The sequence below is a fragment of the Nocardiopsis tropica genome (assembly GCF_042660575.1).
GTDB lineage: Bacteria > Actinomycetota > Actinomycetes > Streptosporangiales > Streptosporangiaceae > Nocardiopsis > Nocardiopsis tropica.
In genome coordinates this window covers 1-21,005 of the sequence record NZ_JBHSUF010000032.1, presented here as the reverse complement: position 1 = coordinate 21,005, position 21,005 = coordinate 1, and the positions used below count along the sequence as shown (strand labels likewise).

General features: G+C 74.5%; 5 protein-coding genes. 1 reads left to right on the top strand and 4 read right to left on the bottom strand.

What is annotated here, in order from left to right:
* The 4 genes from ACFQBR_RS32150 to ACFQBR_RS32135 are packed head-to-tail and all read right to left on the bottom strand — an operon-like array spanning position 1 to position 17,196.
* Positions 1 to 5,418: an SDR family NAD(P)-dependent oxidoreductase gene (locus ACFQBR_RS32150; RefSeq protein WP_378554949.1), complete on the bottom strand. Its 5,418-nt coding sequence runs from the start codon at positions 5,416 to 5,418 to the stop codon at positions 1 to 3.
* On the bottom strand, positions 5,418 to 10,040 hold the full coding sequence (locus tag ACFQBR_RS32145; RefSeq protein WP_378554948.1) for a type I polyketide synthase: 4,623 nt from the start codon (positions 10,038 to 10,040) through the stop codon (positions 5,418 to 5,420). Before ACFQBR_RS32145 ends, ACFQBR_RS32150 begins: the two co-directional genes overlap by 1 nt.
* On the bottom strand, positions 10,037 to 14,605 hold the full coding sequence (locus tag ACFQBR_RS32140) for a type I polyketide synthase (protein ID WP_378554947.1): 4,569 nt from the start codon (positions 14,603 to 14,605) through the stop codon (positions 10,037 to 10,039). The genes ACFQBR_RS32145 and ACFQBR_RS32140 overlap by 4 nt, the downstream gene beginning before the upstream one ends.
* A complete protein-coding gene (locus ACFQBR_RS32135) occupies positions 14,602 to 17,196 on the bottom strand; it encodes a non-ribosomal peptide synthetase (protein ID WP_344185092.1) in 2,595 nt (864 codons plus the stop codon). Before ACFQBR_RS32135 ends, ACFQBR_RS32140 begins: the two co-directional genes overlap by 4 nt.
* A gap of 960 nt (positions 17,197 to 18,156) precedes the next feature.
* Between ACFQBR_RS32135 and ACFQBR_RS32130 the strand changes: the two genes are divergently transcribed.
* The coding region (locus tag ACFQBR_RS32130; RefSeq protein ID WP_378554946.1) for a non-ribosomal peptide synthetase at positions 18,157 to 21,005 on the top strand (2,849 nt) is incomplete at its 3' end.

The window sequence follows — 21,005 nt, the reverse complement described above, 5'->3', positions numbered from 1 at the left end:
TCAGTCCTGGGCGTCCTCGCCGTCGAGGTGGGCGGCCAGGTCCGCGACCGTGGTGAAGCGGAACAGGTCGACCATCGACACCCTGACGTCGAGGGACTTCTGGATGCTCTGGGCGATCCGCAGCGCGGACAGCGAGTCGACGCCCAGGGCGAAGGAGCTGTCGTGGACGTTGACGTCGGTCAGGTCGAGCTCGCGCGCCCAGATGTCGCCGAGGGCCCGTTCGGTGTCGGTGTAGGCGCCGTCCTGCCTGCCGAACAGGGTGGCGCCCGCGGCGGGGGCCTGCGGTGACCCCTCCCGGCGGGCGGCGCCGCGCGCCGCGGCCAGGGCGGTCCGCACGGGCGGGGAGAGCACGAAGGGCGCGCGCCGCAGCAGCTCGTCCAGGCCCCCCGCGCCGGGCCGGCCCAGGCGCGCGTAGTTGACCTCGCCCACGATGACGTTGCCGCGGGCGTGGGCCATGACCTCCTCGAAGCTGTTCAGCGCGTCGGCGGTGGTCAGGGACCGGAAGAAGCCCCGGTCCTCCTCGACCCCGTGGTCGAAGGCCATCCCGGTCTCGCTCCAGTCGCTCCAGTCGACCGTGACCGTGCGCAGGCCCCGTGCGGCGCGCTCCTCGGCGAAGTGGCCGAGGTAGCTGTTGGCGGCCGTGTAGTCGGACTGCCCGGCGGCTCCGAAGACCGACACCGTCGATCCGAAGAGGACCATGCACGCGGGCGGGTCGTCCCGGGTGACCAGGTCGAGCACCGCGGCGCCGAGCACCTTGGGGGCCAGGGTGCGCCGGAAGGTTTCTTCGTCCTTGCGGAAGAGGAAGCCGTCGCCCGCGATCCCCGCGGCGTGCAGCACGCAGGAGATCGGCCCCTGCTCCTCCCGGACGAGCCGCACGACCTCGGCCATCCGCTCCGGGTCGGCGACGTCGCCGCTGTAGCTGCGGACCCGGGCCCCGTGCTCCTCCAGCTCGCGCACGGCCCGGATCCGCTCCAGGAGCCGGGTGTCGTCGGCCGGGACGCCGTCCCACTCCTCGCGCGGGGGGAGCCCGGTGCGGTTGACCAGGGCCAGGCGCACCCCGGGCACGGTGCGGCTCAGGTGGCGCGCGGTGGCCAGGCCCAGGCCGCCCAGGCCGCCGGTGATGACGTGGACCCCGTTCTCGGGGAGGGGGTCCTGCGCAGGGGTGTCGCGCAGGTCGACCGGGACGAGTTCGGCGACGTGGCGCACTCCCGCGCGCAGGGCGACGACGGTGGGCGTGCGCCGGGCGAGCAGGAGGTCGCAGACGGGCCCGGGGCCGGTGTCCCCGTCGGTGTCCACGCACAGGACCTCGGTCCCCTCGCTCTCCATGCCGATGACCTTCGCCAGGCCGAAGAGGGTCGCGTGCACGGGGGCGGTGGCCTCCTCCCGGCCGGTCACCCTGGCCACGCGGGGCGCCACGACGCTGAACCGGCCGGGGACGCCGCCGCGTTCCCACAGGCGGCGCACCAGGTGGAAGACGCTGTGCACGCCGTGGTCGAGGCGGTCCGCGAGCTCCGCGGGGCCGCCGCAGGGGCCGTCCGCCGGGGCGGCCACGTGCACGACCTCCTCCGGCGGCCTCTCCCGGAGGGCGTCCAGCAGCCTGTCGAACCCGTCGGGGGTCGGTTCGACTCCGTGGACGTCGCCGCCCGGGGAGCTCCGGGCGCCGGTGAGCTCGGCCTCGGACACGTGCACGCCCCGGGCGCGCAGTTCCGCGGCCAGGGCGCTGCCCCGGCCCGCGCGCTCGGAGACGACCAGGACCGAACCCGGTGCGTCGCGGGGCTCCAGGGCTTCGGTCGCGCGCCGCCAGCGCAGCGCGTGGTGGCGCGTGTGCGGGCGCAGCCGTGCGACGGTCCGCCGGGGGTCGGCCACGCGCTTGGCGGTGAAGCCGCGGATCTCCACGCAGGTGGTTCCGTCGTCGTCGCAGATCAGGACGTCGGCCCTGCGTACCTCGGCGTTGTCGGCCTCCGGGCGCGTGCGGACCAGGCTCAGGCCGGTGGCGGGGACGGGCGCGTGGACGAGCAGCTCGTCGTAGCCGACGGGGAGGAAGAAGTCCGCGGCCGGGTCCGGGCCGTCCTGCCGTCCGGCCCCGTCCCGCAGGGCGAGCCCGCTGAAACCCGTGGCCAGGTCGAGCAGTGCGGGGTGCAGGGCGTGGTCCCCGCACTCCGGCCGGTACCGCTCGGGCATGTCGAGGCGGCCCAGAGCGGCGCGGACGCCGACCCGCACGGTGCGCAGGCTGCCCGTCCACCGTTCGCCGAACTCCATGACCCGGTGCCCGTCCTGGCGGGCGCCGACGTCCACGGTCTCCAGGGAGCACAGCTCGTGCAGCGCGGCCGTGTCCTGGACGGGCGGTGCGTCGAGCGCGCGGACGCCGACGGTCCCGCGGACGTGCTCGGTCCAGTGTCCGCCGTGCGGGGAGAGGCTGGCGACGGTGAACTCGGCCTCGTCCTGTCCGGTCTCCCGGACGGTGGTGTGGACCGTGCGGGGGGCGTTCTCCTGGACGAGCAGCGGGACGAGGAACGTCACGTCCCGGATCCGTGTGACGGGGCGTCCCAGGTGGAGGGCGGCCGCCGCGCGGGCCATCTCCAGGTAGGTGGTGCCCGGGACGATCGCCTCGCCGGACATCATGTGCTCGGAGAGCACCCAGTGCCGCTCCGTGGCGAACTCGGTGGCGAAGACCGACTGCCCCATCGAGCGCAGCAGCTCCCGGTCGAGCAGCGGGTGCGGGCCGCTGCCCTGTACTTCGGCCGCCCGGGGCTCCGCTTTCTCGAGCCAGTGCTTCCTGCGGTGGAAGGGGTGGGTGGGCAGGGGGATGCGGCGGGGGTTGCGGTCGGCGTGGTAGGCGTCCCAGTCGGGTGTGGTGCCGTGGAGCCAGAGCTGTCCGAGGGTCTGGTGCAGGGTCTGGACGGCGGTGCGGGGGTCGCGCTTGTGGGGCAGGCTGTTCAGGGTCGTCGCCGGGTGCTCGTGCCCGTTCAGGACGCGCCGGGCGAGGCTGCGCAGGGTCTGGCCGGGGCCGACCTCGAGCAGGGTGGTGTGGGGTGGGGCGGCTGCGGTGAGGACCCCGGCGGCGAACTCGACGGTGGCCAGGATGTGCTGTCCCCAGTACCCGGGATCCTGGGCCTGCTCCGGGGTGATCCAGTCGCCGGTGACGTTGGAGACGAAGGGAATCACCGGGGGGCGCCGTTCGGCGGCGGCCACGGCCGCGGTGAACTCCTCGACCATCGGCGCCATGAGCTCGGAGTGGAAGGCGTGGGAGGTCGTCAGGGGCTGGGTGGGCCACCCGTGTTCGCGGGCGGTCTGCGCGAAGGCGTCGAGCGCCTCCCGCGGGCCGGAGACCACGCAGTCCCGGGGGCCGTTGTGCGCGGCGAGGGAGAGCCCGGGGCCCAGGGCCTTCTCCACCTCGTCCCGGTCGGCCATGGTGTTGAGCATGGCTCCGGGGGCCTGGTCCTGCATGAGGCGTCCTCGGAGGGCGACCAGGCGCAGGGCGTCGGGGAGGGTGAAGACGCCGGCGAGGGTGGCGGCGGTCCATTCGCCGAGGCTGTGGCCGAGCATGCCGGTGGGGGCGGCGCCCCAGTGGAGCCAGAGCCGGGCCAGGGCATACTCCAGGACGAACAGGGCGGGCTGGGTCCAGCGGGTCCGGTCCAGCTGTGCGGGGTCGGGGGTGGTGAGGAGCAGGTCGCGGATGTCGGCGTCGAGCAGGGGTCGCAGGATGCGGGCGCACTCGTCGACGGTGGCGCGGAAGTGCGGCTCGTCCCGGTAGAGGTCGTGGGCCATGCGGGGGTGCTGGGACCCCTGGCCGCTGAACAGGAAGACCAGCGGGGTGTTCCCGTGTGCGGTGTGGGCTGTGTGGGTGTGTGCCGGGTCGCGTGTCTCCAGGGCGGCGGCGACGGCGTGTGTGTCGGGGCCGGTGACGGTGCGCCGGTGGGGGAACTCGCGGCGTCCGACCGCGAGGGTGTACCCGGCGTCGGTGAGGTCGGGGTCATGTCGGCGCAGGTGGGCGGCCATGCGGTCGGTGAGGTCCTCCAGCGCCTCGGGGGTGCGCGCCGACAGGGTCAGCAGCGCGGTGCCGCGCGGGGCCGCGCCGGCCGGTTCCCCGGGCTCCTCCGGGGGCGCCTCCTCGAGGACGAGGTGGGCGTTGGTGCCGCCGAAGCCGAACGCGCTGACGCCCGCGCGCCGGGGGTGCTCGCCGCGCGGCCAGGGCGTCAGCTCGGTGGTGACCCGGAAGGGGGTGGAGGCGAAGTCGATGTCGGGGTTGGGCGTGCGGTGGTTGAGCGTGGGCGGCAGCTCCCCGTGCTCCAGCGCCAGTACCGTCTTGAGCAGCCCGGCGATGCCGGCGGCGGCGTCCAGGTGGCCGACGTTGCCCTTGACCGTGCCCAGGCCGATGCGGCGGTCGGTGTCCAGCGCCCGCGCCAGCGCCTGCACCTCGATCGAGTCGCCGATCAGGGTCCCGCTGCCGTGCGCCTCCACGTAGCCGATGCTCCCGGGATCGGCGTCGGCCGCGGCCAGGGCCTCGGTGACCACCTCTGCCTGGCCGGACGCCGTCGGCGCCGTGAAGCTCGCCTTGACCGCCCCGTCGTTGTTGACCGCCGATCCGCGGATGACGGCGTGGACCGTGTCGCGGTCGGCGAGCGCGTCCTCCAGCCGCTTGAGCACCACCACGCCCACACCGGAGCCGAACACCGTGCCGCCGGCGTCGGCGTCGAAGGGGCGCACGTGGCCGTCCGGGGACAGGAACGACCCCTCCTGGTGCACGTAGCCGGTGTTCTCGGGGACCTTGTAGGAGACCGCGCCGGACAGGGCCATGTCGCACTCGAAGTTGAGCAGGCTCTGGCACGCGGTGTGCACCGCCACCAGCGCACTGGAGCAGGCGGTCTGGACGGGGAAGCTCGGGCCGCGCAGGCCCAGCTTGTAGGAGATCCGGCTGGTGAGGAAGGCCAGCTCGAATGCGAGGCCGACGTTCTCCCCCTTGATCCTCTCGCCCTGCTCCAGGTTGCTCATGAGGTTGTCGAGGTAGGCCGTCGTGCTGGCGCCCCCGAAGACCCCGATCCGGCCGTCGTGGCGGGCAGCGTCGTAACCGGCGTCCTCCAGCGCCTGCCAGGACGTCTCCAGGAACAGCCGGTGCTGCGGGTCCATCATCTTCGCCTCGCGGGCGGTGTAGCCGAAGAACTCCGCGTCGAACTCGCCGATCCCCTCGAAGCGCGGCGCGGCCCGCACGTAGTCGGAGCGCCCGAACACCGCGGGGTCCACCCCGGCGGCCTCCAGCTCCTCCTCGCTCAGGCGCCCGATCGACTCCACGCCCTCGCGCAGGTTCGCCCAGAAGGCGGACAGGTCCGGGGCTCCGGGGAAGCGCCCGGCCATCCCGACGATGGCGACACCCTCGTGCTCCGGGAGATCCTCGGACCCCGGCTCGGCCGCGTCGGCCATCACTGCCCCCTTGCCTTGCGGCGCCGCTGCTGGTGCCGGCGCCGCTTCTGCGCGTTCTCTCTGCGTTCCCGGAGCGCGTCGTCCGCGCCGTCCTGCGGGCCGTCGCCGTCCCGGGCCGGCTCCGGCGGCGCGGCGACCCCGGCCAGGTGGGCGACGGTCAGCCCCTCGTAGAGGTCGCCCAGCGTCACCCTGCTGCCCAGCCGGGCGTTGACGGCGCCGACCAGCTGGATGGCGATCAGGGAGTCCCCGCCCAGGTCGAAGAAGCTGTCCTGGGCGCCGACCCGCTCGACGCCCAGCAGGTCCTGCCACACCTCGCGGATCACCGCCTCCGCGCCGGGCCCCGGAGCCGCCCGTCCGGCGGCGGCACCGCCCGGAACGGCCGCCGGGTGCCGGGCCGGTACGGTCGCGGGCCGCGCCGCCAGGGCCTCGGCGAACAGCGCCGACAGGTCGGCGGGCGAGACCACGACCTGCGGCTCGCCCGAGTGCGCCAGGACCGTGTCGAGTGCGCGCAGTCCTTCGAGTGCGCTCATGCCGAGCCGTTCCACGCGCAGGCGCCGGCTGTGCTCCACGGAGGAGGGCAGGGCCGTGGTGACGGACATGCCGACGTCCTTCCAGGCGCCCCAGTCGACGGCGACCACCCGGCTCCGCCGGCCGCGGTCCTGTGCGAAGGCGTCCAGGAAGCAGTTCGCGGCGCAGTAGTCCACCTGCCCGGCGCTGCCGATGTTGGCGCCGTTGGAGCCGAACAGCACCAGGTGGTCCAGGTCCTGGTCGGCCAGGACCTCCTCCAGGACGAGCGTGCCCCGGACCTTGGGCCGCAGGACCTCGGCGGCCTCGCGCAGGTCCTTGAGCTGGATGAGGCCCCCGCCCGCCAGCCCGGCGGCGTGGAAGACGGTGTGGACGCCGCCCCAGCGCCGGACGGCCTCGTCCACGACCGCGCGCATCGCGTCCCGGTCGGTGACGTCGGCGCGGACGACGAGCAGCTGCGCGCCGCGGTCCCGGAGCCGCTTGAGGCGGTGCACGATCTCGGTGGTCCGGCGGTCGCCCGTGCCCGCGTCGAGCCAGGCTCCCCACTCCTCGGCGGGCGGGAGGCCGGTGCGCGAGGTCAGGACGATGCGGGCCCCGTCGGACGCCAGGTGCTCGGCCAGCGCCAGGCCCAGGCCGCCGGTGCCGCCCGTGATGAGGTGGACGCGGTCCCTGCGCGCGCCCGGAACCGTGCGGGCCGGGGGCAGGGGGTGGGGCAGGAAGTGCTGCGCCCAGCGGTGGGGGCCGCGGTGGGCGACGGTCTCCGTGCCGGGGGCGGGCTCGCTCGCCAGCTCCGCCGCCAGCCGGTCGACCAGCCGCGGGTCGGGCGCCGGCCCGCAGTCGATGTCGACGCTGCGGCAGGCCGTGTCCGGCAGCTCGCGGGACATGACCCGGCAGGGGCCGAGCAGGGTGGCCTTGGCCGGGTCGAGGACCTCGTCGCCGGTGACGCAGTGCAGCCCGTTGCTGAGCACCCAGAATCGGCGCGGCTCCCCGTCGGCGTGGCGGGACAGGGACGTGGTGAGGCGGACCAGGCTCTCGAAGCCGAGCCGCAGCGCCGTGTCCGGGTCGCTCCGGTCCGCACGCACGGGCGCGGTCACGCTCCAGCAGTGGACGATGCGGGTGGGCACGCCGTCCGGGCCGTCGGCGAGGGCGGCCAGGAGCCGGTCGTGGTCGGCGCCCGAGGCCGGATCGACGGTGAACCGGCCGTAGCCGTCGTCCGTCCAGGCGTCGGAGGCGGCCACCTCGGTGACCCTGGCGCCGCCCTCGCGCAGCCGTCGCGCGAGCGCCCCTCCCACGCCCAGGCCGTCGGTGAGCACCATCCAGTGCCGGCTGTGGTCGGGGGCGGTGCGCAGGGGCAGCGGGGCGCGCTGCCAGGACGGGACGTGGAACCAGTCCGCCGTGTTCTCGTGCCGGCGGGGGACGCCGTCCTCCGCCCCGTGCTCCTGCTGCGCGGCCGGCTCGACCTTGTCCAGCCAGTGCTTCTTGCGGTGGAAGGGGTGGGTGGGCAGGGGGATGCGGCGGGGGTTGCGGTCGGCGTGGTAGGCGTCCCAGTCGGGTGTGGTGCCGTGGAGCCAGAGCTGTCCGAGGGTCTGGTGCAGGGTCTGGACGGCGGTGCGGGGGTCGCGCCTGTGCGGCAGGCTGTTCAGGGTCGTCGCCGGGTGCTCGTGCCCGTTCAGGACGCGCCGGGCGAGGCTGCGCAGGGTCTGGCCGGGGCCGACCTCGAGCAGGGTGGTGTGGGGCCCGTGTGCGGCGGTGAGGACGCCGGCGGCGAACTCGACGGTGGCCAGGATGTGCCGTCCCCAGTACCCGGGATCCTGGGCCTGCTCCGGGGTGATCCAGTCGCCGGTGACGTTGGAGACGAAGGGAATCACCGGGGGGCGCCGTTCGGCGGCGGCCACGGCCGCGGTGAACTCCTCGACCATCGGCGCCATGAGCTCGGAGTGGAACGCGTGCGACGTGGCCACCTCCTGCGTGCTCCACCCGTGTTCGCGGGCGGTCCGCGCGAAGGCGTCGAGCGCCTCCCGCGGGCCGGAGACCACGCAGTCCCGGGGACCGTTGTGCGCGGCCAGGGACAGTGGGGGCGGGAGGACCGCCTGCACGGCTTCGCGGTCGGCCACGGTGTTGAGCATGGCCCCGGGGGCCTGGTCCTGCATGAGCTGCCCGCGCAGGGCGACCAGGCGCAGGGCGTCGGGCAGGGTGAAGACCCCGGCGAGGGTGGCGGCGGTCCATTCGCCGAGGCTGTGGCCGAGCATGCCGGTGGGGGTGATGCCCCAGTGCTGCCAGAGCCGGGCCAGGGCGTATTCCAGGACGAACAGGGCGGGCTGGGTCCAGCGGGTCTGATCCAGCTGTGCGGGGTCGGGGGTGGTGAGGAGCAGGTCGCGGATGTCGGTGTCGAGCAGCGGCTGCAGGATCCGGGCGCACTCGTCGACGGCGGCGCGGAAGTGGGGCTCCTCCCCGTAGAGGCCGTGGGCCATGCGCGGGTGCTGGGACCCCTGGCCGCTGAACAGGAACACGACAGGGGGGCCGTCGCGGAGGACCCGCGCGCTGTGCGCGGACGCGGGGTCGCGTGTCTCCAGGGCGGCGGCGACGGCGTGTGCGTCGGGGCCGGTGACGGTGCGCCGGTGCGGGAACTCGCGGCGTCCGACGGCCAGGGTGTACCCGGTATCGGTGAGGTCGGGGTCGTGCATGCGCAGGTGGGCGGCCATGCGGTCGGTGAGGTCCTCCAGCGCCTCGGGGGTGCGCGCCGACAGGGTGAGCAGCGTGGTGCTGCGGGCACTCGTGGAGCGCGTGGGCGGCGCAGGGGCCTCCTCCAGGACCAGGTGGGCGTTGGTGCCGCCGAAGCCGAACGCGCTGACGCCCGCGCGCCGGGGGCGGTCCCCGCGCGGCCAGGGCGTCAGCTCGGTGACGACGTCGAACGGAGTGGCCGCGAAGTCGATGTCGGGGTTGGGCGTGCGGTGGTTGAGCGTGGGCGGCAGCTCCCCGTGCTCCAGCGCCAGCACCGTCTTGAGCAGCCCGGCGATGCCGGCGGCGGCGTCCAGGTGGCCGACGTTGCCCTTGACCGTGCCCAGGCGGACGCGCCGGTCGGTGGTGTAGGAGCGTGACAGCGCCTGCACCTCGATGGGGTCCCCCAGCGCCGTCCCGGTCCCGTGGGCCTCCACGTAGTCGACCCCGCCCGGGTCCAGGCCGGCGCGGGCCAGGGCCGCCGCGACCACCGCGGCCTGGCCGCTCACGCTGGGCGCGGTGAAGCCGACCTTGACCGCCCCGTCGTTGTTGACCGCCGATCCGCGGATGACGGCGTGGACCGTGTCGCGGTCGGCGAGCGCGTCCTCCAGCCGTTTGAGCACCACCACGCCCACGCCCGTGCCGAAGACGGTACCTCTGGCGTCGGCGTCGAAGGGGCGCACGTGGCCGTCCGGGGACAGGAACGATCCCTCCTGGTGCACGTAGCCGGTGTTGAGCCCCGGGTCCACGTGCACGCCGCCGGAGAGCGCCATGTCGCACTCGCCGTCGAGCAGGCTCCGGCAGGCGGTGTGCACCGCCACCAGCGCCGTCGAGCACGCGGTCCGCAGGGACAGGCTCGGCCCCTTCAGGTCCAGCTTGTAGGAAACCCGTGTGGAGAGGAACCCCAGCTCGTTGCCGACGAGGACCTGGGTCCGGCCCAGGGTGTCCACGAGGCGCCGGTGCGAGTGCACGTGGGCCAGGTACCGATTGGCCCCCGCGCCGCCGAACACCCCGATCGCGCCGTCGTGGCGGGCCGCGTCGTAACCGGCGTCCTCCAGCGCCTGCCAGGACGTCTCCAGGAACAGCCGGTGCTGCGGGTCCATCACCTGCGCCTCGCGGGCGGTGTAGCCGAAGAACTCCGCGTCGAACTCGTCCGCGCCCTCGAACCTCGGCACGGCCCTGACGTAGTCCGGCTTGCCGGACTCCTCGCCGGGAACCCCGGCGGCCTCCAGCTCCTCCTCGCTCAGGCGCCCGATCGACTCCACGCCCTCGCGCAGGTTCGCCCAGAACGCGGACAGGTCCGCGGCTCCGGGGAAGCGCCCGGCCATCCCGACGACGGCGACGCCCCCGCGCGGCCCCCCGCCGCCCGCGGCCGTCACCGCTCCTCCCCGCGGCCGTCGACGAGCTCGCCGAGGGTGCGCACGGTGGGGCCCTCGTAGACGATGGTCAGCGGGACCGCCACGGCGAGCTCCTGGCGCAGCCGGTGCACGACCTGCAGGCCGAGGAGGGAGCTGCCGCCCAGCTCGAAGAAGTTGTCGTGCACGCCCACGGACTCGACGCCGAGGAGCTCCTGCCAGATCCGCGCGATCCGCTCCTCCGTGGCTCCGGCCGGGGCGACGTAGGGGTTGCGCAGCTGGGGCCGCTCGTGCAGGCGGACCGGGGCCGGCGCGTCGGCGACCGGGTCCGCCCACAGCCGCACGCGGGCGGCCAGGTCCCCGGTGGAGACGGCGACCTGGGGCATGGGCGCGGAGCGCAGCAGCCGCTCGAAGACCCGGCGGCCCTCCTCCGGGGCCAGGGCCAGTTCGCGCACGGCGGCGCCGAGGTCGGTGCGCGCCCGCCCCTCCTCCCGGGCGAACAGCCAGGCCTCCCAGTTCACGCTGGTCCACGGCTGCTCCGGGCCGTGGTGCCGCTGGGCGAAGGCGTCCAGGGCGGCGTTGGCGGCGGCGTAGGCGGCGAACCCGAGCCCGCCCAGGATCGAGGCGACCGAGGAGCTGATGACCGCGAAGTCCAGGCGCTGTCCGGCGAACACCTCGTGCAGGACCCGGGCGCCGTGCAGCTTGGGGCCGAAGTGCCACGCGCACTCCTGCGGCCCCAGCTCCGTGATGGTGCGGTGGGCGTCCTGCCCTGTGGTCCCGGCGCAGTGCAGGATCCCGTTGACCGGACCCAGCTCACGGGACACCCGCTCCCGGACCGCGCGCACGGCCGCGAGGTCGCCGACGTCGGCGGCGACCACCGTCACCGTCGATCCGAGCTCCTCGATCCCGCGCACCGCCCGGACGGCCGACGCGGTGGGCCCGGGCAGCGCCGGGTCGTCCCACTCCTCGCGGGGCGGCAGGCCCCTGCGCCCGAGCAGGACCAGGTGCACCCGCTCCTGTTCGGCGAGGGCCCCGGCCATGAGCAGTCCGATCTTCCCCAGGCCGCCGGTGACCAGGTAGACGCCGTCCCTCCGGACCGGAGGGGCCGTGCCGCCCCGGAGTTCGACCGGTTCGTAGCCCTGGGCCCACAGGTGCCTTCCGCGCAGCGCGAGGACGGGCTCCTGCGGGGGGTGGGCCAGGTGGTCCAGCAGGCGGCCGGCGAGCTCGGGCGGCCCGGCGGGGCCGTCCGTCCGCACGTCCAGGTGGACGCACTCCAACGACGGGTACTCCTGGACGGCCACCTTGCAGATGCCCTGGACCGCGGCCTTGGGCGGGCAGAGCGGTTCGTCGCCGAGCACCGGGTGGACCTCGCTGGAGACCACGTCCCAGCGCTGCGGCCCGGCCATGAGCTCGTCCGCGCACGCCTGCGTCCAGTGGACCAGGCTGGTGAAGGCGCGGTCGAGCAGGTCCTGGACCTGTGCGGGGTCGGCGGCCCGTCCGGCGTCGGCGCCGACGCTCCAGCAGTGGACCACCCGCTCGGGCACCGCCCCCTCGGCGCGCAGCGACTCGGCCAGCCGGGTGAAGTGCTCGGGCCGCGCGGGGTCCAGGACGTAGGAGTCCTCACGGTCGCGGCTCCACCCGTCGCCCGCCCGCACGGTGCGCACCGCGGCGCCCGTGTGCGCGAGCCGCTCGGCGAGCGCCGAGCCCAGCCCCGTGTCGTCGGCGAAGACCAGCCACCGCTGTGCGGCCAGGCGCCCGGCGTCCGCCGCGGGGGCGGGGGGCAGCCGCCGCCAGGAGGGGGCGTGGAACCAGTCGTCCGGCGATCCGACGCGCTCCTGCACCGACCTGTCGCGCAGGCCGTCCCGCCGACCCGGTTCCAGCCAGTAGCGGCGGCGCTCGAAGGGGTAGGCGGGCAGGGGCACACGCCTGGCGGACCCGCGCGGAGGGGAGGGGAGCTCGCGTCCGGCGAGCCAGAGCCGGCCCGCCGCTCCGAGCATCGCGGCCCGGTCGCTGCCGCCGAGGAAGGTGTTCGGCAGGGAGGGCACGACGACCCGGTCGGTGGCCGCCGCGGCGGGGTGCTGCAGGACGTCCGGGGTCAGGGTGGGGGCGGGGCCGACCTCGGCGACCACGATGTCCGGAACGGACCACAGCGTCCGCAGCCCGTCCGAGAAGCGCACGGTCAGCCGCATGTGCCGTGCCCAGTAGTCCGGGTCGACCGCCTGCTCGCCGGTGATCCACGTCCCGGTCGTGTTGGACACGAAGGGCCGCTCGGGCGGGTGCAGCTCCACCGAGCGCACCAGCCGCGCGTACGGTTCGACCACCGCGTCCATCGCCGGAGAGTGGAAGGCGAAGCGCGTGTTCAGCCGGCGGCCGGGGGTGCCCGCCTGCTCCAGGTCGGCGGCGGCCTTCTCGATGCCCTCGACCGTGCCCGAGAGCACGCAGTTCCGCGGCCCGTTGACGGCCGCCAGCCCGACCTCGTCGCCGGTGTGGCGCTGGGCCGCCTCCTCGGAGAGGGGGACGGCGAGCATCGCGCCCTCGGGCTGCTGCTCGATCAGGCGTGCGCGCTCCACCACCAGGCGCAGCGCGTCGGGCAGGGAGAACACCCCGGCCGCGCAGGCCGCCACGTACTCGCCCAGGCTGTGGCCGATCATCGCCTCGGGGGCCACGCCCCAGGAGTCCCACAGCCGGACCAGCGCGTACTCGAGGGCGAACACGGCCGGGTACCCGAGGAGCGGCCGGTCGACGGGGGCCCGGCCGCGCGCGGGTTGCTCCAGCATGCGCCGGAAGTCCGGGGAGGGCGGGGCCGCGGCGTCGTCACCGGCGAACATGTGCTCGCGCACGTCCTGGCCGAGCAGCGGCTCCAGCAGCGCCGCGCACTCGTCCACGGCTTCCTTGAACACGGCCTCCCGGGCGTACAGGCCCCGTGCCATGCCCGGGTACTGCGAGCCGAAGCCCGTGAACACGAACCCCACCGGCCGGTGGGCGGTCTCCGGGGCCAGGGCGGACAGCAGGCGCCCGTCGTCGCGGGCGTCGAGGGCGCCGAGCGCCTCCTCGGTGCTGGAGCACACCACCATGCGGCGGTGGGGGAAGGCCTTGCGCTGCCGGAGGGTGAACGCCATGTCGCGCAGGTCGGTGTCCGGGTGGGCGCGGAGGTGCTCCTGGAGCCGGTCGGTGGCGCTCTCGAGCGCCTCGGGGCTGCGGGCGGAGAGCACCAGCAGCTCCTCCCGGCCGGGTTCCGACGGCTCCTCGGACCGGGGGCGGGGCGGGGCCTGTTCGAGGACGACGTGCGCGTTGGTGCCGCCCAGGCCGAAGGAGCTCACCCCGGCGCGCCGGGGCCCGTCCCCCTGGGGCCAGTCGCGCAGCCGCGTGTTGACGTAGAAGGGGCTCCCGTCCATGCCCAGCCGCGGGTTGGGCTCCTCGAAGTGCAGGCTGGGCGGGATCTGCCCGTGCTCCACCGCGAGCACCGTCTTGATCAGCCCGGCCACCCCGGCCGCGGAGTCCAGGTGCCCGATGTTGCTCTTGACCGAGCCCAGGGCGCACCCGTGCGCCGGGAGTCCGGCGAAGGCGGAGGTGAGCGCGGAGAACTCGATCGGGTCCCCGAGGTTGGTCGCGGTCCCGTGCAGCTCGACGTAGCCGATGCTGCCGGGGTCGACGTCCGCGTTGGCCAGCGCGGTGGCGATCACCTCGGCCTGGGTCGCCGCGCCGGGCGCGCTGAACCCGGCCCGGCGTGAGCCGTCGTTGTTGAGCGCCGTGCCCTTGATGACGGCGTGGATGTGGTCGTCGTCGGCGAGCGCGTCGCCCAGCCGCTTGAGGACGACCATGCCCGCGCCCTCGCCGCCGACGGTGCCCCGGGCCCGCGCGTCGAAGGTGCGGCAGTAGCCGTCGGGGGACAGGATGCCGTCCTGGCGGAAGAGGTAGCCGTCGCGGCGTGTGGCGTCGACGGCCACTCCGCCGGCCAGGGCCATGTCGCACTGGAAGGCCAGCAGCGACTGGCAGGCCTCGGCGACCGCGACCAGCGAGGTCGAGCAGGCCGACTGCACGTTGACGCTGGGGCCCCGCAGGCCGAGCTTGTAGGAGATCCGGCTGCTGACGAAGTCGGAGCGGTTGCCGATCACCGTCTGCTTGTCGCCCAGGAGCCGCTCGGCGTCGGGCTGGGTGGCGACGTTGAACAGCAGGTAGGTGTTGTTGCCCGCGCCCGCGTAGACGCCGATCGGTCCGTCGAAGCGGTCGGGGGCGTGCCCGGAGCTCTCCAGGGCCGACCAGGCGCACTCCAGCAGCACCCGGTGCTGCGGGTCCATGATCTCGGCCTCGCGGGGGGAGTAGCCGAAGAAGGCGGCGTCGAACCTCTCGGAGTCCTCCAGCAGGTAGCCCGCGGCGACGAAGTCCTCGTGGCCGCGCACGTCCGCGGGCACGCCCCGCGCGGCCAGCTCCTCGTCGGAGAAGCGGGTGTCCGAGCACACCCCGGCCTTGAGGTTGCTCCAGAACTCCCCGACGTCGCGGGCCCCGGGGAAGCGTCCGGCCATGCCGACGACCGCGATGTCGAGGCTGTCGTCGTGCTCGTCGCCCGTGTCGGGCGCCGGCTGGTTCATGCCCGGCCTCGCTTCGCTCGTAGCTGCTGTTGGCGGCGGCGCAGCAGCGCGTTCTGCTGCGCCCCCCGTGCCGCTTCCGGCGGGAGCGGCTGTTCCGGCTCCCCGGAGGCGAGGAACGCGGCCTGCGCGCGCACGGTCGTGTGCTGGAACAGGCCGAGGAGGTCGATGTCGCGGCCGGTCCCGGCCCGCAGGCGGTGCTGGAGCTCGACCAGGAGCAGCGAGTGCCCGCCCAGGTCGAAGAAGTTCTGTTCCATTCCCACCTCCTCCACCCCGAGCAGCTCCCGCCACGCGTCCGCGACCAGGCGCTCCAGCCCGTTCGCCGGCGGCAGGGGGGCGGAGGCGGCCGTCGTCGGCGCCGGCACCGGGGGCAGGGCCGAGCGGGCGACCTTGCCGTGCCCGGACAGCGGCAGGCGCTCCATGGGCACCACCGCCTGCGGGACCATGTGCGGGGGGATCCGCTCCCCGAGGTGCCGTTCCAGGTCGGCCCGGTCGAACGAGGCGGGGGAGTGCGGTTCGACGTAGGCCACGATCCCGCGGCCGCCCGCGAGGTCGTCGCGGACGACGGTGGTGGCGTTGCGGACCTGGGGGTGGGACTTCAGGGCGGAGTCGATCTCGCCCAGTTCGACGCGGAAGCCGCGCACCTTGATCTGGTCGTCGCGGCGCCCGAGGAAGGCGATGGTGCCGTCGGGCAGGCGGCGCACGATGTCGCCGGTGCGGTAGAGCCGCTCGCCCGCCCGTGGGCCGAGGGTGTCGGGGACGAACGCCTCCCGGGTGAGGTCGGCCCTGTCGTGGTAGCCCCGGGCGAGGTTGGCGCCGCCGATGAGGAGTTCGCCCGAGACGCCCGTGGGCACCTGTTGCCCGGCCGCGTCCACCACGTGGGCGCGGGTGTTGGGGAGGGGCACGCCGATGGGCGCGGTGTCCCACTCCGCCCGCAGGTGGTCGCCGACGGCGAGGGCGAGGACGCCGACGGTCGTCTCGGTGGGCCCGTAGTGGTTGTAGACGCGGCAGTGGGGGACCGAGCGCTGGATCCCGCGCAGCCACCGCCAGTCGGAGGGCTCTCCCCCCACGATGAGCAGGCGGCGCGGCAGGAGCTCCGCGAAGCGCGGGGAGGACTGCAGCGCCCGCAGGTGGGAGGGGGCGATCTTCAGGCAGTCCACGCCCCGGTCCCGGACCCAGTCCGCGAGCCGGTCCGCGTCCAGGGCGGTCTCCCGCGGGATCAGGTGCACCTGCCCGCCGGTGCACAGGGGAGGCACGAGGGCGGTGACGCTGGAGTCCACCGTCAGCGGCTGCACCATCGCGAAGCTGAGCGGTTCGCGCAGGCCGAACCTGTCGATGACGGCGAAGGTGTAGCTCAGCAGCTGGCGGTGCTCGATCACCACGCCCTTGGGCCTGCCGGTGGAACCGGACGTGTAGAGCAGGTACGCGGCCGTGTCGAGTCCGCAGGACCCCTCGGCGGGCCTGTCGTCGGGGCGGCCCCGGAGCACGGACCAGTCGCGGTCCAGCTCGACGACGCCGCGGCCCGGTCCGAAGGAGAGGGCGGGGTCGGTGGTCACCACGGTCCGCACCGCCGCGTCGGCGAGGATCGCGGCCCTGCGTTCGGCCGGGTCGGCGGGCTCCAGCGGAACGTAGGCGCCGCCGGCCTTGAGGATGCCCAGGACGGCCACCACCAGCCTGGCGCCCCGTTCCGAGCACAGGCCCACCGTCGTCTCGGCGCCCACGCCCTGTTCGCGCAGCAGGTGGGAGAGCTGGTTGGCGCGCCGGTCGAGCTCGCTGTAGGTGAGCGCGGCCTCGGGGGTGCGCACCGCGACCGCGTCGGGGGTGCGCCGGGCCTGGGCCTCGAACAGCTCGTGGAAGGGCTGTGCGGGGACGGCGGTCTCGGTGCTGTTGAGCGCGGCGGTGAGGCGCTCCTCCTCCGCGGTGAGCACGGGCAGGTCGCGGACGGCCCGGTCTGGTGAGCCGGTCACGCCCTCCAGGAGCCGGAGCAGGTGTCCGCAGGCCCGCCGCGCGGTCGCCTCGTCGAACACGTCCGCGGCGTAGACGACCCGGCCGGCCAACCGGTCGCCGTGGTCGGTCAGCCGCACGTCCAGGTCGCAGCGGGTCGTGCGGACCGGTTCGGGACTGCCGCCGGTCTCAGGGGGGCCGTCGGAGCGGGTGAGGCCGAAACCCGGCCAGGGCAGCGCGGTCGCGCCCTGCTGGTGGTGGCGGCCGTCCTCCTCCGCCCGGCGCAGGCTCTGCCCGGCGCGGTCGACCAGTTCGCGGAAGCTCTCCGCGCCGGTGACCCGGGTCCGTGTCAGCAGAGTGCCGCCGGAGGGGCCGGGGACGGCGACCACGAGGTCCCGCGGGCCGCCGTAGCGGTGCAGCAGGACGAGGTAGAGGGCGAGGGCCGCGGCCTCGGGTCCGCCGCCGGCCTCTCCGGCCAGTGCCCGCAGCCCGGCGGTGCCCGGTGCGGGCACCTCGAACGCCACGGAGCCCGCTCTCAGCTCGCGCCGCGCGGGCGCGGGCCGGTCCCAGGGCAGCACGGTCGCGGGAAGCGGCTCGGTGGCGCCCGCGGGCTCGGGCGGACTGGTCGACGGGGCGGGGGGAAGCGTCATGGGGCCGCCTTGCGGACGTCGGGGGCTGGGCACGCGGATCACGTCGGCCGGGGGTGGGACAGGAGGTCCGTGCCCGGGGGCGGGGGTGTCTCCTTTTTCGCGTTCCAGGACACGGTTGCGGGGACCGCGCGGCCCGGGGAGGGGGCTCCTCCGTGGCGGAACCCTGTATCAGTCCGGATTCCCGCTCCTCGGGACCGCGGTATCCGCATTCCGGTGCGCCGTCGTCATCGCGCAGCCCGTTCTGTATTCGGGGAAACGGTTCCCGAGGGTAATCGGAAGCGTGGTCGGACTACGTGGAGATCACTCACGAAACCCATCCCACTCCCCTCGCCGTGGCATTGTCGGCCCACTCGCAACCCGGGCGCAGCGAAACATCAGACCGTATGGAACGAGATACCAGAACGTCGTTGTGCGGCGCAATGGCACAACGGGTTCGAGGTTCTCGCGCACCACCGCGGACCGGTGATCCCTGGCGCATAGTAACGGTTTCCCTGGTGGAGCGGAAGCCTCTGTGAACAGCCGATTCATCGGCAGTCGGGGATTCCCGGCCGGTGTGCCGTGCGCTATCATCGCCGACGACGCAGGGCTTTTATCAGGTGGGGGTGCTTGTGCGTGCCGTGTTCGCGGGCCGATCCGACCGGCGGGAACCCGGTGGCATTACCGCGTCGGGAAGGTACAGGTCAACCCCGGGGAACCGATCCGTTTCACGCCTTCTCGCCGAGTCTTCCGGAGGGGGACCGGCCAGTGGTCGCGCCTTGCGTATTTTCGGGACGGCGGTCCGGAATCGGTGATTTTGCGAGTGTGTACTCGCGTGGTTGACCGGTGGTCGTTGAAACCGATATGTCGAAATCGTGACGGTTCGAAACAACAGGCACCCCCCTGACGTTCCGTGCCCCGCTGCGGGTGCGGCGCCGTGGGGAACGGCTGCGCCATCACGGTGCAGGACGGGAAGGACGGCCAGTGAACGACGTCAGCGGGGCCCGGCCCCTGACCTTCGGGCAGGAGCGCCTGTGGTGGCTCCAGCAGCTCGACCCGCACGACGTCAGCCACAACCTGGTCCTGCGCCTGGACTTCGACCCGGGTGTCGCGGAGAACGCCCTGCGTGCGGCCCTGGACCGCCTCGTCGAGCGGCACGAGGTCCTGAGGACGGCCTACTCCGCCGACGCGGAGGGGGTCCCCCGGCAGCACGTCCTCACGGCGTTCACCCTGGAACCGGACCACGCGCGCGCCGACTCGGGCGAGGCCGTCCGGGACGCGGTCCGCGCAGCAGCCGCGCGGCCCTTCGACCTCCAGGGCGCCCCGCCGCTGCGGGCGCTGGTCGTCCGCCGCGCTGGCGGACCGGACACCTTCGCCCTGGTCGTCCACCACCTGGTGGTGGACGGGCGGTCCCTGGACATCCTGGAGCGCGACCTGCGGGCCCTCTACGGCGCCGCCCTGTCCGGAGGCGACGCGGGACTCGCGCCGGCGCCCGCCCGGTTCTCGGACGTGGCCGCGGCGCAGCGCACGCCCGACGCCGTCGCCGAGCTGTCCGAGCACGTGGACCACTGGCGCCGGGAACTCCAGGGCTTCGAACGCCTGGAGCTGCCGACCGACACGCCCCGTTCCGACGACTCCGTCCCCGAGGCGGACCGGGTGCGCTTCGAGCTGTCGCCGCAGACCACCGCCGCACTGCACCGGTTCGCCCTGCGCATGCGGGCGGCCCCCTCCAGCGTCCTGGCGGCCGCGTTCCAGTTCCTCCTGTCCAGGCAGTCGGGACAGACCGACGTCACCATCGGCACGGTCTTCACCGGCCGCACCGGCCCCGACCTCCAGGACGTCGTCGGCTTCCTCGTCAACACCACCGCCCTGCGCGCGGACCTGTCCGGGGTGCGGACCAGCGCCGAACTGGTACGCCTCGTGCAGGGCGGGCTGGCGCGGGCCCAGGCGCACCAGCACGCCCCGTTCGAGCGGGTGGCCGCGGCGGCGACGACCGCGCGCGACTCCCACCGCAACCCCGTCTTCGACGTGGTCTACGTCCACCACGGCGGGCCCGCCGAACCGGGCGGACCCGAGGGGGACCGGAGCGTCGCAAGGGTTCCGTGGAACGGTGCGGCGGCCCAGTTCGACCTGGAGTTCAGCACGGCCGTGGCCGACGGCTGCCTCCGGGGAGTCCTGACGTACCGCACCGACCTGTGGCGGCGTTCGACCGTCGAGGCGATGGCCGAGCGCCTGCGCAGGTCGATCGAGCTCGTCATCGCCGACCCCGACACCGCGATCTGGCAGTGCGACCTGCTGTCGGACGAGGAGCGCCGTCAGTTGGTGGAGGGTTGGAACGGGCCCCGCGCGGAGGCTGCTCCGGCGTCCTTGGCCGGGCTGTTCGAGGCGCAGGTCGCGCGGTCCCCGGAGGCTCCCGCCGTGGTCACGGACGAGGGGGTGACCACCTACGCCGAGCTCAACGCGCGGGTGAACCGGTTGGTCCACGAGCTGGTGGCCAGGGGTGTGCGGGTCGAGGACCGCGTCGCGGTCCTGCTGCCGCGCGGCGTGGACATGGTGGTCTGTGCTCTGGCGGTGCTCAAGGCCGGCGCTGCCTATGTGCCGGTTGATCCGGAGTTCCCTCCCGAGCGCGTCCGCTTCATCCTGGAGGACGCCCGGCCCCGGGTGGTGCTGGACGAGGGGTTCCTGGCCTCGACCGACCTGTCCGGGCGGTCGGAGGAGAATCCGGCTGCCGCCGGGTGTCCGGGGGCGGGCGCGGTGCAGGTGCTCTACACCTCCGGCTCGACGGGGCGGCCCAAGGGCGTGACCGTCACCGGCGGCTCACTCGTGAACCTGCTGTTGTCGGTGAAGCGGAACCTCCCCTTCACCGCGCACGACCGCTTCCTGGCCAGCACCACGTTCGGTTTCGACATCGCCTCGGTGGAGCTGTACCTGCCGCTGGTGTGCGGCGGCGCGACGGTCCTGGTGACGCGTGACGCGCTGCTGGACCCCCGCAAGCTGTCCGAGGCGGTCTCCACGCACGGTGTCACCCACATGCAGGCCACCCCCAGCTTGTGGAGGACCCTGCTCGAGGCGGGGGTCGACCTGTCCGGCGTGCATGCCGTGACGGCGGGAGAGCCCGTCACACGGGAACTGGCCGACGCGCTGGCCTCGGCCTCGCGGGGCGTGACCAACGGCTACGGGCCCACCGAGACCACGGTCTACTCGACCACCTGCCGCCTGTCCGCGGATGCCCCGGTGACCATCGGCACCGCGGTCGACAACACGCGGGTGTACGTGCTGGACGGTGCGTTGGCGCCCGTGCCGGTAGGGGTCGAGGGCGAGTTGTACATCGCGGGCGCGGGTGTGGCGCGCGGGTACCACGAGCGTCCCGGCCTCACGGCGGGCCGGTTCGTGGCCGACCCCTACGGTGAGCCGGGTTCGCGGATGTACCGCACCGGTGACGTGGTCCGGTGGAGTCCCGAGGGCGCCCTGGAGTACGTGGGGCGCTCCGACTTCCAGGTCAAGCTGCGTGGTTTCCGCATCGATCCGGGTGAGGTGGAGGCTGTCCTGGCGGCGCACCCGCAGGTTGCGCGAGCGGTGGTGGTGCTGCGCGAGGACACCCCCGGGGAGAAGCGCCTGGTGGCCTACCACGTTCCCGTCGAGGGTGCGGAGGCCCCGGAGAGCGGGGAACTGCGCCATCTCGCGGGCGTGGACCTGCCCGCCTACATGGTTCCGTCGGCGTTCGTGGCCCTGGAGACGTTCCCGTTGACGCCGAACGGCAAGGTGGACCGGGCCGCACTGCCGGCCCCCGAGGCCGGGGACACGGTCGGACGGGGGCCGCGGACCGCGCGGGA